This window comes from Streptomyces sp. Pv4-95 (genome assembly GCF_045782725.1).
GTDB lineage: Bacteria > Actinomycetota > Actinomycetes > Streptomycetales > Streptomycetaceae > Streptomyces.
Genome location: NZ_CP127172.1, coordinates 980762 through 993195 on the forward strand (window position 1 = coordinate 980762; position 12434 = coordinate 993195).

General features: G+C 71.0%; 14 protein-coding genes. 6 read left to right on the forward strand and 8 right to left on the reverse strand.

Annotation, left to right across the window (positions count from 1 at the left end):
* Nucleotides 1-58: 58 nt before the first annotated feature.
* Together QOM21_RS04585 and QOM21_RS04590 are read left to right on the forward strand one after the other, a co-directional pair.
* Nucleotides 59-760: a TVP38/TMEM64 family protein gene (locus tag QOM21_RS04585; RefSeq protein ID WP_407548411.1), complete on the forward strand. Its 702-nt coding sequence runs from the start codon at nucleotides 59-61 to the stop codon at nucleotides 758-760.
* Nucleotides 761-1041: 281 nt separating this feature from the next.
* Nucleotides 1042-1914, forward strand: a complete 873-nt coding sequence (locus QOM21_RS04590; RefSeq protein WP_407548413.1) for an undecaprenyl-diphosphate phosphatase — start codon at nucleotides 1042-1044, stop codon at nucleotides 1912-1914.
* 19 nt (nucleotides 1915-1933) lie between these two features.
* On the opposite strand, the gene QOM21_RS04595 is transcribed toward QOM21_RS04590, so the two are convergent.
* Together QOM21_RS04595 and QOM21_RS04600 are read right to left on the reverse strand one after the other, a co-directional pair.
* Nucleotides 1934-2296 carry a hypothetical protein gene (locus tag QOM21_RS04595; protein WP_407548415.1) on the reverse strand — a complete coding sequence of 121 codons (363 nt, stop codon included), beginning with the start codon at nucleotides 2294-2296 and terminating at the stop codon, nucleotides 1934-1936.
* Nucleotides 2297-2662: 366 nt separating this feature from the next.
* Nucleotides 2663-3418, reverse strand: a complete 756-nt coding sequence (locus QOM21_RS04600; RefSeq protein ID WP_407548417.1) for an AraC family transcriptional regulator — start codon at nucleotides 3416-3418, stop codon at nucleotides 2663-2665.
* Between the two features lie 54 nt (nucleotides 3419-3472).
* Between QOM21_RS04600 and QOM21_RS04605 the strand changes: the two genes are divergently transcribed.
* Nucleotides 3473-4711: an MFS transporter gene (locus QOM21_RS04605; protein WP_407548419.1), complete on the forward strand. Its 1239-nt coding sequence runs from the start codon at nucleotides 3473-3475 to the stop codon at nucleotides 4709-4711.
* 22 nt (nucleotides 4712-4733) lie between these two features.
* Here QOM21_RS04605 and QOM21_RS04610 read toward each other — a convergent pair whose 3' ends face one another.
* Entirely contained in the window at nucleotides 4734-5177 is a 444-nt protein-coding gene (locus QOM21_RS04610) for a hypothetical protein (protein ID WP_407548421.1), read from the reverse strand.
* 78 nt (nucleotides 5178-5255) lie between these two features.
* Between QOM21_RS04610 and QOM21_RS04615 the strand changes: the two genes are divergently transcribed.
* Nucleotides 5256-5897 (forward strand): TetR/AcrR family transcriptional regulator, encoded by a 642-nt coding sequence (locus QOM21_RS04615; RefSeq protein WP_407548423.1) that lies wholly within the window; start codon nucleotides 5256-5258, stop codon nucleotides 5895-5897.
* 24 nt (nucleotides 5898-5921) lie between these two features.
* Here QOM21_RS04615 and QOM21_RS04620 read toward each other — a convergent pair whose 3' ends face one another.
* Complete coding sequence (locus QOM21_RS04620) at nucleotides 5922-6734, reverse strand: MerR family transcriptional regulator (protein ID WP_407548424.1); 813 nt, start codon at nucleotides 6732-6734, stop codon at nucleotides 5922-5924.
* Nucleotides 6735-7088: 354 nt separating this feature from the next.
* Here QOM21_RS04620 and QOM21_RS04625 point away from each other — a divergent pair, with 354 nt between their 5' ends.
* Together QOM21_RS04625 and QOM21_RS04630 are read left to right on the forward strand one after the other, a co-directional pair.
* Nucleotides 7089-7481 carry a YciI family protein gene (locus tag QOM21_RS04625; RefSeq protein WP_393896878.1) on the forward strand — a complete coding sequence of 131 codons (393 nt, stop codon included), beginning with the start codon at nucleotides 7089-7091 and terminating at the stop codon, nucleotides 7479-7481.
* Nucleotides 7482-7690: 209 nt separating this feature from the next.
* The gene (locus tag QOM21_RS04630; RefSeq protein WP_407548426.1) at nucleotides 7691-7873 is read left to right on the forward strand and encodes a hypothetical protein; all 183 of its coding nucleotides are present in this window, start codon (nucleotides 7691-7693) and stop codon (nucleotides 7871-7873) included.
* Nucleotides 7874-8017: 144 nt separating this feature from the next.
* Here QOM21_RS04630 and QOM21_RS04635 read toward each other — a convergent pair whose 3' ends face one another.
* The 4 genes from QOM21_RS04635 to QOM21_RS04650 form a co-directional block, all read right to left on the reverse strand.
* Nucleotides 8018-8443: a VOC family protein gene (locus QOM21_RS04635; RefSeq protein ID WP_407548428.1), complete on the reverse strand. Its 426-nt coding sequence runs from the start codon at nucleotides 8441-8443 to the stop codon at nucleotides 8018-8020.
* A gap of 197 nt (nucleotides 8444-8640) precedes the next feature.
* Nucleotides 8641-9858 carry an acyl-CoA dehydrogenase family protein gene (locus tag QOM21_RS04640; RefSeq protein ID WP_407548430.1) on the reverse strand — a complete coding sequence of 406 codons (1218 nt, stop codon included), beginning with the start codon at nucleotides 9856-9858 and terminating at the stop codon, nucleotides 8641-8643.
* 46 nt (nucleotides 9859-9904) lie between these two features.
* Nucleotides 9905-11092, reverse strand: coding sequence for a CaiB/BaiF CoA transferase family protein (locus QOM21_RS04645; RefSeq protein WP_407548432.1), 1188 nt, complete (start codon nucleotides 11090-11092; stop codon nucleotides 9905-9907).
* A gap of 5 nt (nucleotides 11093-11097) precedes the next feature.
* The gene (locus QOM21_RS04650; protein WP_407548434.1) at nucleotides 11098-12342 is read right to left on the reverse strand and encodes an MmgE/PrpD family protein; all 1245 of its coding nucleotides are present in this window, start codon (nucleotides 12340-12342) and stop codon (nucleotides 11098-11100) included.
* Between the last annotated feature and the right edge of the window lie 92 nt (nucleotides 12343-12434).

Here is a 12434-nt window from a genome sequence, read left to right on the forward strand (position 1 = left end):
TCGGGCCCATCCGTCCCGCATTCGGCTCCTTGTCACCCCTGTCGGTTACGCTCCCCGAATGTTCGAACCCGCCGCAACGCCCGACGGCCTCGCCGCGCGCTGCACGCGTGTGCTCTTCTCCTCCTGGGCGCGCCTGGGCCTGCTGCTCGTCCTGCTGGCCTGCGCCGCGACCGCGATGCTGCTCTGGCAGCCGCAGCGCCTGCTGGCCGACGGCTGGCCGCCACAGCTGACAGGTCCGATCGCCGCCGTGGTCTTCGCGCTGGCCTACGGCGTGTGCACCACCGCTTTCGTCCCCCGCCCGATTCTCAACCTCGCCGCGGGCGCCCTCTTCGCCGACCGGCTCGGCCTCGCCGCCGCGCTCGCCGGCACGGTGCTGGGCGCCGGGCTGGCTTTCGGACTCGGCCGGCTGCTAGGGCAGGACGCGCTGCGCCCGTTGCTGCGAGCCCGCTGGCTGGCGGCCGCCGACCGGCAGTTGAGCGAGCACGGCTTCCGCTCGATGCTGGCGATCCGTCTCTTCCCCGGCCTGCCGTTCTGCGCCAGCAACTACTGCGCCGCCGTGTCCCGCATGGGCTGGCTCCCCTACCTCCTCGCGACGGCGCTCGGCAGCATCCCCAACACCGCCGCGTACGTGGTCGCCGGGGCGCGAGCCGCCGCGCCGACCTCCCCGGCGTTCCTCACCTCCATGGGCTTCATCGCGGTCAGCGGGCTCGGCGGACTGATCGTGGCCTGGTGCAAACGCAAGGCGCTGCGCGGACGCTGAGGCCACGCGCTCCTGGCCCACGCGCAGTTCCTCCCCGTCCCACGCGCGATCCTCCGATTCACCGCACGCTCCTCCCGCCACCGGCCTCCGCCTCACGGCTCGTCAACGGACACGGGGGGGTGCGTCCGGGAGCCCCGGTGCGCGGGGCCCTTTGGCCGCCCGGACATCTTCGGGCGTTACGCTGCCCTCCGTCGGCCGATGATCCGCATCCGCCGTCGCCGCCCGCTTTCTCCCCGCCCGCGCCGGTAAGCGCTTGATCACCCCTGGATAGCGTAGTTTCCATGACCTGGTTTGAATCTTTCGTCCTCGGGCTCGTCCAAGGGTTGACCGAGTTCCTGCCCATCTCCTCCAGCGCGCATCTCCGACTGACCGCGGCCTTCGCCGGCTGGCACGACCCCGGTGCGGCGTTCACCGCCATCACCCAGATCGGCACCGAAGCCGCCGTCATCATCTACTTCCGCAAGGACATCGGGCGGATCATCTCGACGTGGGCACGCTCCCTCTTCAACCGGGAACTGCGGCACGACCATGACGCCCAGATGGGCTGGCTGGTGATCGTCGGCTCGATCCCGATCGGCGTGCTGGGCATCACGCTCAAGGACGCCATCGAGGGACCGTTCCGCGATCTGCGACTGATCGCGACCACCCTGATCGTCATGGGTGTGGTCCTCGGCATCGCCGACCGGCTGGCCGCCCGCGACGAGGTCGGCGGCCGGCACCGCGCCATCAAGCAGCGCAAGTCGCTCGACGATCTGAACATCAGGGACGGCCTGCTCTACGGCGTGTGCCAGGCCATGGCCCTCATCCCCGGCGTCTCCCGGTCCGGCGCCACCATCAGCGGCGGCCTGCTCATGGGCTACACCCGCGAATCCGCTGCCCGCTACTCCTTCCTGCTCGCCATCCCCGCGGTCCTGGCCTCGGGTGCCTACGAGCTCAAGGACGCCGGCGAAGGACATGTCTCCTGGGGCCCCACGATCTTCGCCACGATCATCGCGTTCGTCGTGGGCTACGTGGTGATCGCCTGGTTCATGAAGTTCATCTCCAGCAAGAGCTTCATGCCCTTCGTGATCTACCGCATCCTGCTGGGCATCGTCCTCTTCGCCCTGGTCGCCGCGGGAACGCTGAGCCCGCACGCGGGCGAATCGGCGGGCTGAGAGGCACTGAAAGCGGCCTTCAGTGGGCAAAGGGCGGTGCGAAGCAGCCGGTCTCCAGGTAGGGCCCGTTGACCTGCACCTGGTAGTTGGCCTTCTGCACGAAAGCGGTGACGCAGGCGTCCTTGTGGACGTGGAGGCCGATCCGGGCACCCTGGGGTGTGACGTAGTGATCGGTTTCGAAGCGGCGTTCCATGCCACGCACTTCGAGGTTCCCTCCGAGTTGCTCACCCTTGGGGCCGGTGCGTAGGTCTCTGTAGCCGAGCGCGAGCATCGCCGAGCGAACGCTCTTGGGGTCCCACTTGCCCTGCTTCCACAGGCGTTCGAGGACGGGCTCGATGCGGTTGGCCTCTCGCTGTGCGTCTTCCTCGCTCGCGGAGGACATTTCGCGGGGTCGGCGGCCGGCGTTGTTCTCGTTGTGGTGCGGGGCCCCGTCGTTCGCTCCCGGTTCGACATAGGGAGAGGCACCGGGGTGGGAAGGGCTTGGGCTGGACGGGCTCGGGTTGGAGGATGCGCTGGGCGGCGCACCGGCCGCGACGCGCTGCTGACCGCAGGCAGTCAGGGGGATCACGGCGCCCAGGAGGAGCGCTGCGGCAACGTGTCTTCGTCGCCGATGCGTTGAGAGAGTCATACCGGTCACTCTGCCATGACGGCACAAGCTGCGCGCCGATTGTCATTTCGCCGTGATCAGACGCCAAGCCGGCCCCCATCGGCGGGATCCCCCGGCTTGAGCTGCGGGCCTAGCCGCTCTTCAAAAGCGTTGCTCCTGCGGACGGTGGCTGCCCGGTGTGTGACCGAAGGTGCGGCGGAAGACATCGATGAACGCGCTGGCCGAGGACCAGCCGCACAGGTGGGCCACGGTGGTCACCGGCGTGTGCTCCGCCAGCAGCACCAGGGCGTGATGGAGGCGCAGTTGGGTGCGCCACTGCGGGAAGGTCATGCCGACGTCGCTTCGCACGAGGCGGGAGAGAGTGCGGTCGCTGGCGCCGACCTCTCTGCCCAGCGCGGCCAGTGTGCGGTTGTCGGCCGGGTCCGCATGCAGGATCTCGCGCAGTGCCTTCAGCTGGGGTGCAGTTGGTGTGGGCAGGTGCAGAGGCTGCTGCGGTGAGGCCCTCAGTTGGTCGAGCATGACGGCGCGCAGCCGGGCACGTTCGGGACTGTCGTCGTCGGGGGTGCGCGTGTGGGCGAGGATGAGTTCGCGCAGCAGGGGGCTGACGGCCAGGACGGTCGGCGTGTCCAGGCCGAGCGGGTTTTCGCTCCTGGGGAGCCCGACCACGTGCAGATCGAGTTCGCCGTGGGCCTTGTGGGCGTGGACCGTGCCGGCCGGTACCCAGATGGCGCGGGTGCCCGGTGCGACCCAGGAGCCCGCGCTGGTGGTGACGGCCAGGACTCCGCGGCCGGCGTAGACGATCTGGTGATCGTCGTGCCGGTGGGCGTCGATCGCAGCGCCGGGGGCCAGCTGCCGGGTGTGGGTCGGCGCAATCGGTTCGTGGCGGATTTCCTGCATTGGTTGGCAGTTTATCGGAAGCACGACATCCCGCTCGGTGCAGACCATGGCCAGGTGGCAAAAAACAAATCGATCACCCTGCTTGCCGTCGGGCATGCCTGCGTCGACGTCTATCAGGGCGCCGTGGCGTCCCTCGTCCCGTTCTTCGTCGCCGAGCGCGCCTACAGCTACGCCGCCGTCTCGGGCATCGTGCTCGCCGCCTCCCTGCTGTCCTCCGTCGCACAGCCGGTGTTCGGCCTGCTCACCGACCGCTGGGCGATGCCCTGGCTGCTGCCGGCGAGCACCGTCCTGGGCGGTGTGGGCATCGCACTCAGCGGCGTGAGCGGCTCGTACGCGCTGACGCTGGCGTTCGTGGCGGTGTCCGGGGTCGGCGTCGCCGCCTACCACCCCGAGTCCGCCCGGGTCGCCCGGCTCGCGAGCAGGGGCAGTCACAGCGCGATGGGCTGGTTCTCGGTGGGAGGCAACATCGGTTTCGCTCTGGCACCCCTCATGGTCGCCGCGGTCGTCACCCCCGGGGGCCTGCGACTGACGCCCTTGCTGGCGGTGCCCGCGCTCGTCGGCAGCGTGCTGTGCCTGCCGGTGCTGCGGGAACTGGAGCGGCGGCGTTCCACCGGCTCCTCCTCGACGGCGGTGGCCGGGCACGACGACAAGGCGTCGTTCGTGAAGCTGTCGCTGGCCGTGGTGTTCCGGTCGATCGTCTTCATCGGCCTGAGCACCTTCATCTCGCTGTACGCCCAGGAGCGCATGGACGGCAGCGAGGCGGCGGGCACCGCGGCGCTGTTCGTGCTCTACGCCGGCGGCGCGGTGGGCTCCGTCCTCGGCGGTTGGCTGGCCGGCCGCCGGGACCGCGTCACCGTCACCCGCTGGTCGTACCTGATCTCCATCCCCTCGATCGCGGGGGTCGTGTTCGTACCCGGCCCGGCGCTGTACCTGTTCGTGGCACTGACCTCGGCAACCCTCTACGTCCCCTTCTCCCTCCAGGTCACCCTCGGGCAGGACTACCTGCCCACCCGCGTCGGCACCGCCCGCGGAATCACCCTCGGGCTGACCGTCAGCATCGGCGGCCTGGCCAGCCCCCTCATCGGCAGCATCGCCGACGCCACGTCCCTGCGGACCGCGCTGGCACCGCTCATCCTCCTGCCGGCCCTGAGCTGGCTGCTGTTCCGCAGCCTGCCGGAGCCGACCGTGCCGCACGCCGCAGCGGCAGCCCCGGAGAAGGAGGGCGACGACGACGCCGTCGCGCCCGGTCGGGCGCCGGGCGCCAGGGCCCCCGCCGACGGATCGGCGGGCTGAGGGACGAGCCGGAGGCCGGCCGTCAGCGGGCCGAGTCCTCCGCGCCGGAGTCCGCAGTCGTCCGCACGGGGGCGGCGACGACCAGCGATACGGCGAGCGCGAGGGACGCCGCCGCCTGGTAGCCGAGCCACATCTCGCCCCCGGCGCCCGTCCCTTGCCAGGTCACCAGCAGGCCGGCAAGCGTGACCAGTGCCCAGCCGCTGTCGTAGGCGACCATGAGCCGCGTGTAGGTGCGCATGGCACGGCTGCGCACGTACCTGATCTCGGCGCCACCGCCGATCAGCAGGCTCACGCCGGAGACGACCATCAGCCAGGCGGGCGCGCCGAGCAGTTGGCCGAGCCGGGCGGCTCCGACGATGAACGCGGCGCCGATCAGCACCTTGACGACGCCGTCGGCGACGACTCCAACCATCCGGCCGGTCAATGCCCTTGCCTCGGTCCGGCGTCGGGTCTGGGTCTGGGTCATGAGCCTTCCCCCTGATGCCGACCTGCCGGCCGGCTGTCGCTTCCATAACTTGATTACTATAATAATGAGATTATGAGAATGACGAGAGCGGAGACCAAGGAACGCAACCGCCGCGCCCTGCTGGACGCCGCGTTCCAGGTCGTCTCGCGAGACGGGTACCGCGCCAGGCTCGAGGAGATCGCCGAGCGCGCCGGCCTGACCACCGGCGCCGTCTACTCGCTGTTCGGCAGCAAGAGCGGCCTGGTGACAGCCCTGGTCACCGACCACCTGCGGCCGCATTACCAAGAGATCGAGCAGGCGGTTCCCGCCGGGGCGGACCTGCTGGAAGCGGTCGAGGCCTTTGCCCGGTACTACCGGCGCAGCTGCGACTCCCCCGACGCATTGCCCGCCATGTCGCTGCAGATCACCTTGCTGGACATGGCCCTGCACGACCCCGAGTTGGGTTCCCGGATCGCCGAGTCCGTCCTGGCGCAGGAGAGCCATCTGATCGCGTTGTTCACCGGACGAGCGCACAAGGGGGGCGTTGTGACGTCGCATCAGTCGCAACGCCTGGTCACCGCGCTCAGAGCACTGTTCGTCGGCCTCGGTCAGGGCGTCGTGCTGGGGCTGGCCCGCGGTGCCGACGAACAGTACTTCGCCGACACCGCCCGCGCCCTGGCATCGAGCGTGACCCTCGTCGATCGCGATGCGGACGCTTCCGCGCCGTGCGATGCGGACTGACGGCGGCGCCGCGAATCCCTCCCGTCAGGCCGTGACCACCGGCTCCTGGAGTTCGGTCACCCACTCGTCCCGGTCTTCCGGGCACTCCAGATTGATCTCCCTGGGGTAGCCCGCCGAGCGGTAGCCGTTGGCGTCGATCCAGCGGCCCAGGCTCTGGATCGTGGGCAGGACCGCTTCCATCGACCCGCGGTGCACGACCGTCGCGGCCCGCTCGATGGGCGGCAGGTCCACGATTCGCAGCCCGTCATCCTCCCCGAGGGCCGCCGCGACCTCGACGCCCGCGTGGATGAGGACCCCGCCGTCCGGGGCGTCCTCGTAGTACGCGACACCCGGACCGGTCAGGGCGACCCCAGCCACCCGGAGGCGCTTCATCAGCTCCTCGTACAGCGGCTGGATGACCGGCCCGATCGTGTCGAAGTCCGGTGCCACCGCGGTCAGTTCGGCCACCCGCACGCTCGGCAGGCTCTTCACTACGACGTCGTTGACGGGCATGCGCCCCTCGCTCTCGATCGACCGGAGCCTCGCCTCGACCCGGGTCAGCCGGGCCGCCTCGGCCGTCACCGTGGCCTCCAGTTCGGCCCGTCGCAGCCGCAGCATGGCGCGCAGTTCCTCGGAGGAGACCTTCTCGTCGAGGATCTCCTGGACCTGCCGGAGGGTGAAGCCGAGGTCCTTGAGTGCGATGACGCGGTTGAGGCGGGCGAGCTGGCCGGCCGTGTAGGAGCGGTAGCCGGTGGCAGGGTCGACCCGGGCCGGGCGCAGCAGGCCGGTCGCGTCGTAGTGACGCAGCATCCGGACCGATACGCGGCCGTGGCGGGCGAAGTCTCCGATGGTGAACATGATGGTCTCCGAGTTGACCGCCTGACACGGTGTGAGGGTCAAGAACCTACGTGCAGCCGGGCCCGGCCTCAGCGTGGGCCAAGGGCAGCACGTGAAGGGCCCGCCCGGCTTCGTGGCCCTCGCCGTGTCCGTGCTCGGGGTGGGGCGGCGTGGCGCCTGAGCCCATCAGATCGCACCATTAGCATGGAAAAGCCGCATATCGCGGCGCATCTGTGCTGCCTCAGCCGCTCGGGCGACTCCGTTCGCGGCGCGGTCTCGAAGATCCGCTCGTCGTGCGGAGCGGACCGATGAGTTCTGCCGCATCCGGGCGTCTATCTCTTCGACAGCACAGCACCCGCCCGGAAGGTGAGAATCATGCAGTACATGATCCAGTTGAACGTCCCGGCCCCCCAGTGGGAATCGATGATGTCCGCGTATTCCGAGGAGGACACCAAGGCGATGTTCGCCCACATGAACGCGCTCAACGAGGAGCTGACCTCCGCCGGGGAGCTCGTGGAGGCGCGGGGACTGGGCGGACCCGCGCTGGCCAAGACCGTACGGGCCGGGGACGACGGGCGCCCGGTGGTGAGCGAGGGACCGGCCGAGGCGGACCGCATCCTCGCCGGTTACTGGGTCGTCGACGTCAAGAGCGAGGACCGCGCCCTGGCGATCGCCGCTCGGGCGTCGGCCTGTCCCGGCCCCGGTGGCGCGCCGAGCAACGAGCCGGTCGAGGTACACCCGGTCCCCGCCGACCCGACAGCGGGCTGATCCCGGGCCCACGGCAGGGCGGCCGCCACCCGAGACACTCGGGTGGCGGGCAGGGCGGCCCGTACGTGTGACCAAACTCCGACAGCGGTCGTTCACCGGTAAACAAGATCATCACCGTCGTAGGAGTCCTCGCGGCATCCGCGCTGGGCCTGGCCGGCCAGGCCCAGGCAGGCCCCGCCCCCATGCCGAGCTTCAAGGACCGGCCCCTCATGACCGTCTACCGGACCGTCGACGCGGGCACGAGGGTCGACGTCCGGGACGTGAGCGGGTTCAAGAGGCACGTCCTGTGGCCCGCGAACTGGAAGACCTGCACCCAGGTACCGGCCCCTGGCGCGCCCATGAGCGGCCCGGTCAAGATCGGCGTGGTCAAGAAGACGGAGCGATGCCCGTGACGTAGGCGGCGCCGGGCGCCTGCGGCTGAGCCCGCCAGGTGGCCCGACGGGCGCCACGGTTGGCCGCGTGTGCACGGGGCGTGGACGCCGGGCACCCGTGCACGCCGGGCATCCGTGCACGTCGGTCGGGCCGTGGCGCTCCGCTCAGACGACCGGCTCGCCGATGCCCAGCATGTTTCCCTCGCTGTCACGGAACCAGGCGGCGCGTTCGCCCCGTGCGCCCTTGCTCGGGTAGTTCCCCTCGATGTCGGCGATCCCGTCCTTCGTGCGCAGGCCGGGCACGTCGACCTCTTCGAACGTCACACCGCGCTGCTTGAGTTCCGACACGACGGTCTCCAGGTCGTCGACCACCCAGCCCATCTGAGTGAAGGTTCCCGGCGACGCGCCGACCGACTTGAACAGTGCGAACTCCGTGTCTGCGCACCGGTACAGGAGCCCACCCGGGCGTTCGTCCACGGGCTCAAGACCGAGTACGTCCGCGTAGAAGCGCCGCGCCCGGTCCAGGTCCTGGGCGGGCAGCCTGGTCGCCACGCGTCCCCGGGCCAGAATGTTTCTGTCGTCTGCGTTCATGCCGCCACTGTGCCGTGAGCCGTGGCCGAAGCGGACAGGCGAAGGGCGCGTGTCACGGTTCGGGGTCCCGTCGCCCTCCGCCCTTCCCGAGCGGACGGCGGACAGCGGACGGCCTCGCGATACCGGCGACGCGATCGCCGTGGGCCCGAGCGCCCGGGAAGGAGGCGTCGGCCCGGTCCTTCCGGCCGCGCCCTCCCCTACTCCAGCCCGCCACGCTTGACCAGCTGGGCGGCGATGACGTTGCGCTGGATCTCGTTCGTTCCCTCACCGACGATCATCAGTGGCGCGTCGCGGAAGTAGCGTTCGACGTCGTACTCGGTGGAATAGCCGTAACCCCCGTGGATGCGGACCGCGTTGAGGGCGATCTCCATCGCGGTCTCGGAGGCGAAGAGCTTGGCCATGCCGGCTTCCATGTCCACCCTGCGGCCCGCGTCGGCCTCACGGGCGGCGTGCAGGGTGAGCTGCCGGGCCGCGGTCAGCTTGGTCGCCATGTCGGCGAGGTAGTTGCCGACGGACTGGTGCTTCCAGATGGGCTTGCCGAACGACTCGCGTTCCTGGGCATAACCGAGCGAGTCCTCCAGGGCGGCGCGCCCGACGCCCAGTGCGCGGGCGGCGACCTGGAGGCGGCCGGTCTCCAGGCCCTTCATCATCTGGGGGAAGCCCTGGCCTTCCACACCCCCGAGCAACGCGTCCGGTGCGGCCCGGTAGTTGTCGAAGGCGACCTCGCAGCTCTCGACGCCCTTGTAGCCGAGCTTGGGGAGGTCGCGGGAGACGGTGAGGCCGGGGCCGTGCTCCACGAGGAGGATGGAGATGCCGCGGTGGGCGGGGGCCGCGGCCGGGTCGGTCTTGCAGAGCAGGGCGATCAGCTGGGAGCGGCGGGAGTTGGTGATCCAGGTCTTGGTGCCGTTGACGAGATAGCCTCCGCCGCGCCCGGCTTCGTCAGGTCCGTCGGGTCCGTCGGCTCCGGAGTGGTCTGCACCGTCCCTGTGGGCGGTGGTGCGCATGGCCTGGAGGTCGGAGCCGCCGCCGGGCTCGGTGAGGGCCATGGTCGCGCGGATCTCGCCGGTGGCCATCTTCGGCAGGTAGCGGCGCTTCTGCTCCTCCGTCCCGAAGTGCAGCAGCAGCTTGGCGACGACGGTGTGGCCACCCATCGCGCCGGCCAGGCTCATCCAGCCGCGGGCCAGTTCCTCGGTGACCAGGACGTAGCAGGAGGTGGAGACCGCGGTGCCGCCGTACTCCTCGGGGATGGCGAGCCCGTAGATCCCGAGGGCCTTCATCTTCCCGATGAGCTGCTCGGGGTAGGTGTTGGCGTGCTCCAGCTCCTGGACGACGGGTTTGACGTCCTTGTTGACGAAGTCGTGCACGGTCTCGACGACGAAGCGTTCGTCGTCGGTGAGGGTGTCCAGCGTGCTCATGCGGGTTCCTTGGGTGCGGGCGGCAGGAAAGGGCGGTGGACCGGCGTCAGATGGTGCCGTCGGCGCGCAGCGCGGCGAGCGACTCGGGGCTGTGTCCCAGGGCGGTGAGGACCGCTTCGGTGTGTTCGCCGACGCTCGGTACGGGGTCCATGCGGGCGGTGACTCCGGCGAGGTCCGCGGGCGGCAGCAGGGCCTGCACGGTGGCGCCCGGTACGGCGACGTCGCGCCAGCGGTCGCGGCCTTCCAGCACGGGGTGTTCGAGGAATTCCGTGAGGGAGTTGACCCCGGCGCAGGCGACACCGATCTCGTCGAGGGACTTCAGGACGTCGGCGGCCGCGCTGTGGGCGAACCGCTCGGCGATGACGGCGTTGAGCGCGTCGCGGTGGACGACGCGGTCGGAGCCGGTGGCGAAGCGCGGGTCGTCGGTCAGTTCGGGCCGGCCGAGGAAACCGGCGCACAGCGCGGCCCATTCGCGCTCGTTCTGGATGGAGAAGAGGACGTCCTTGCCGTCGGCCGCGGTGTAGGCGCCGTACGGGGCGATGGTGGCGTGCTGGGTGCCGATCCGTGGCGGCTGGGTGCCGCTGTGCCGGGTGTAGTAGGCGGGCTGGCTCATCCATTCCGCGAGCGCCTCGAAGAGCGAGACCTCCACCGGGTGCACCACGCCGCTGGTGGCGCGGGCGAAGAGGGCGGTGAGGATGCCGCTGTAGGCGTACATACCGGCGGAGATGTCGGCGACGGAGATGCCGACCCGGGCCGTTTCCTCGGCGGTGCCGGTGAGGGAGACCAGGCCGGTCTGGCACTGGATGAGCAGGTCGTACGCCTTGCGGTCGGCCCAGGGGCCGCTGGTGCCGTAGCCGGAGACCGTGCACGGGATCAGCCGGGGATAGCGGGCGGTGAGCGCGTCGGGGCCGAGGCCGAGTCGGTCGGCGGCGCCGGGGGCGAGGTTCTGGACGAACACATCCGCCTCGGCCAGGAGTTGGTGCAGGATCTCCCGGCCCCGCTCGTCCTTGAGGTCGAGCGTGACGGATTCCTTGGAGCGGTTGAGCCAGACGAAGTAGCTGGACTGGCCGTGCACGGTCCGGTCGTAGCGGCGGGCGAAGTCGCCGTCGCCGGGGCGTTCGATCTTGATGACGCGGGCGCCGAGGTCGGCGAGCTGGCGGGTGGCGAAGGGGGCGGCCACCGCCTGTTCGATGCTGACGACGGTGATGCCTTCGAGCGGGAGCTGCTGCTGCACGGTCCTCACGCCTCCTGGTCGGGGTTCGGGGCGGGATCGGCGTCCGCCGCCGGGAACGCCGCATGCATCAGTGTCGCGGCGCCCGTCCAGCTGATGCCCGCCGTCATCCCGGGAACATCCGCTCCGCAGGCGGCGAACTTCTCGCGCAGGTCGCTCGCGGTGGGCGGACGTCCTGGCGAGCCGGGCGGCAGGGCCATCTCGGCGTGGACCGCGGTGCCGTCGGCGAGGTCGACGCGCAGGGCGACCGTGCCGTCGAGGAGGGTGCTGGTCTCGCCGGGCAGCCGGTCGACGGTCACCAGGTCGATGATCCGCTGCGCCTCGGGCCGGTTCACCGCCTCGTCCGTGAAGCTCTCGAAGCCGGGATAGCCGTCGAGCAGCGCGGTGGCGATCGCGTACGGCATGGAGAACTTCGCCGCGAGGCCGGTCACGGGCCGGTCGTGGAGGAGCGGGTGCACGGTACCCGCGGGGGTGGTGACGGTGATGCCGGTGATCCCGCCGCCGGTGTGACCGCCGATCAGCCGGTCGCGGATCTCGCGCAGGGCGGCGATCGGCCGCTGCATGGCGTAGCAGCAGGGGAACAGCTTGATGGCGAGGCCGCCCGGGACGGCGGGGCCCTCGGCGCCTTCCGTCGTGGGCGTGCCGCCGACCCGCTCCAGCCAGGCGTCCAGGGCACGGGGGTCGGCGGTGGCGCCGGCCCGGGCGAGGCGGGCGGCTCGCACTCCGGCGTCCGCGGCGAAGCCGACCTGCAGGGACTTGCTGTGCGTCCCGAAGGCTTCCTGGACGCCGCCGGCCGCGGGTACGGCGAGCGCCATCGCGGTGGCCAGCCGGGGGACGTCCAGCCCGAGGGCGATGCCGGCCGCCACGGCGGCTGCCGGGGCGCCCGCGGTGCAGGTCGCGTGCCAGCCGGCCGCGTAGTGGCGCCAGCCGAGCATCGCGCCGAGCCTGGCCATGACGCCGGCGCCCGCCAGGTAGGCGCGGGCGTCACCGCCGACGGCGAGTACGGCGGGGACGGTGACCACCGAGATGTGCGTGGTGGTGTCGGTGTGCAGGTCGTCGAAGTCCAGCACATGGGCCATCGCCGCCCAGCGCGCCGCGTCGGGCAGCGGCGCGGCGACCGGGCGCAGCGGGTGGGCGCGGGCGGCGAGCGCGACGGCGAGGGTGTCGGCGAGGGCGCGGTCGGCGAGCGCGAGGTCGTCGGGGTCGGGCCGGTGGTCGTGGGCCCACTGCGCGAGGGCTCGGGCGGCGGTCATGCGGGTCCCCTCCGATGTTCGGCGTCCGCCGGGCGTGCCGTCGGCGGCTCAGCGCAATTTGTACGGCCATATTCTGGCGGTGTCAACGAGGC

Coding starts and splice junctions, on each gene's coding strand:
- QOM21_RS04620 (WP_407548424.1), bottom strand. CDS start 6,734: ATGTTCACCATCGGAGACTTCGCCCGCCACGGCCGCGTATCGGTCCGG.
- QOM21_RS04635 (WP_407548428.1), bottom strand. CDS start 8,443: ATGAACGCAGACGACAGAAACATTCTGGCCCGGGGACGCGTGGCGACC.
- QOM21_RS04585 (WP_407548411.1), top strand. CDS start 59: ATGTTCGAACCCGCCGCAACGCCCGACGGCCTCGCCGCGCGCTGCACG.
- QOM21_RS04595 (WP_407548415.1), bottom strand. CDS start 2,296: ATGTCCTCCGCGAGCGAGGAAGACGCACAGCGAGAGGCCAACCGCATC.
- QOM21_RS04625 (WP_393896878.1), top strand. CDS start 7,089: ATGCAGTACATGATCCAGTTGAACGTCCCGGCCCCCCAGTGGGAATCG.
- QOM21_RS04615 (WP_407548423.1), top strand. CDS start 5,256: ATGACGAGAGCGGAGACCAAGGAACGCAACCGCCGCGCCCTGCTGGAC.
- QOM21_RS04590 (WP_407548413.1), top strand. CDS start 1,042: ATGACCTGGTTTGAATCTTTCGTCCTCGGGCTCGTCCAAGGGTTGACC.
- QOM21_RS04600 (WP_407548417.1), bottom strand. CDS start 3,418: ATGCAGGAAATCCGCCACGAACCGATTGCGCCGACCCACACCCGGCAG.
- QOM21_RS04610 (WP_407548421.1), bottom strand. CDS start 5,177: ATGACCCAGACCCAGACCCGACGCCGGACCGAGGCAAGGGCATTGACC.
- QOM21_RS04640 (WP_407548430.1), bottom strand. CDS start 9,858: ATGAGCACGCTGGACACCCTCACCGACGACGAACGCTTCGTCGTCGAG.
- QOM21_RS04650 (WP_407548434.1), bottom strand. CDS start 12,342: ATGACCGCCGCCCGAGCCCTCGCGCAGTGGGCCCACGACCACCGGCCC.
- QOM21_RS04630 (WP_407548426.1), top strand. CDS start 7,691: ATGACCGTCTACCGGACCGTCGACGCGGGCACGAGGGTCGACGTCCGG.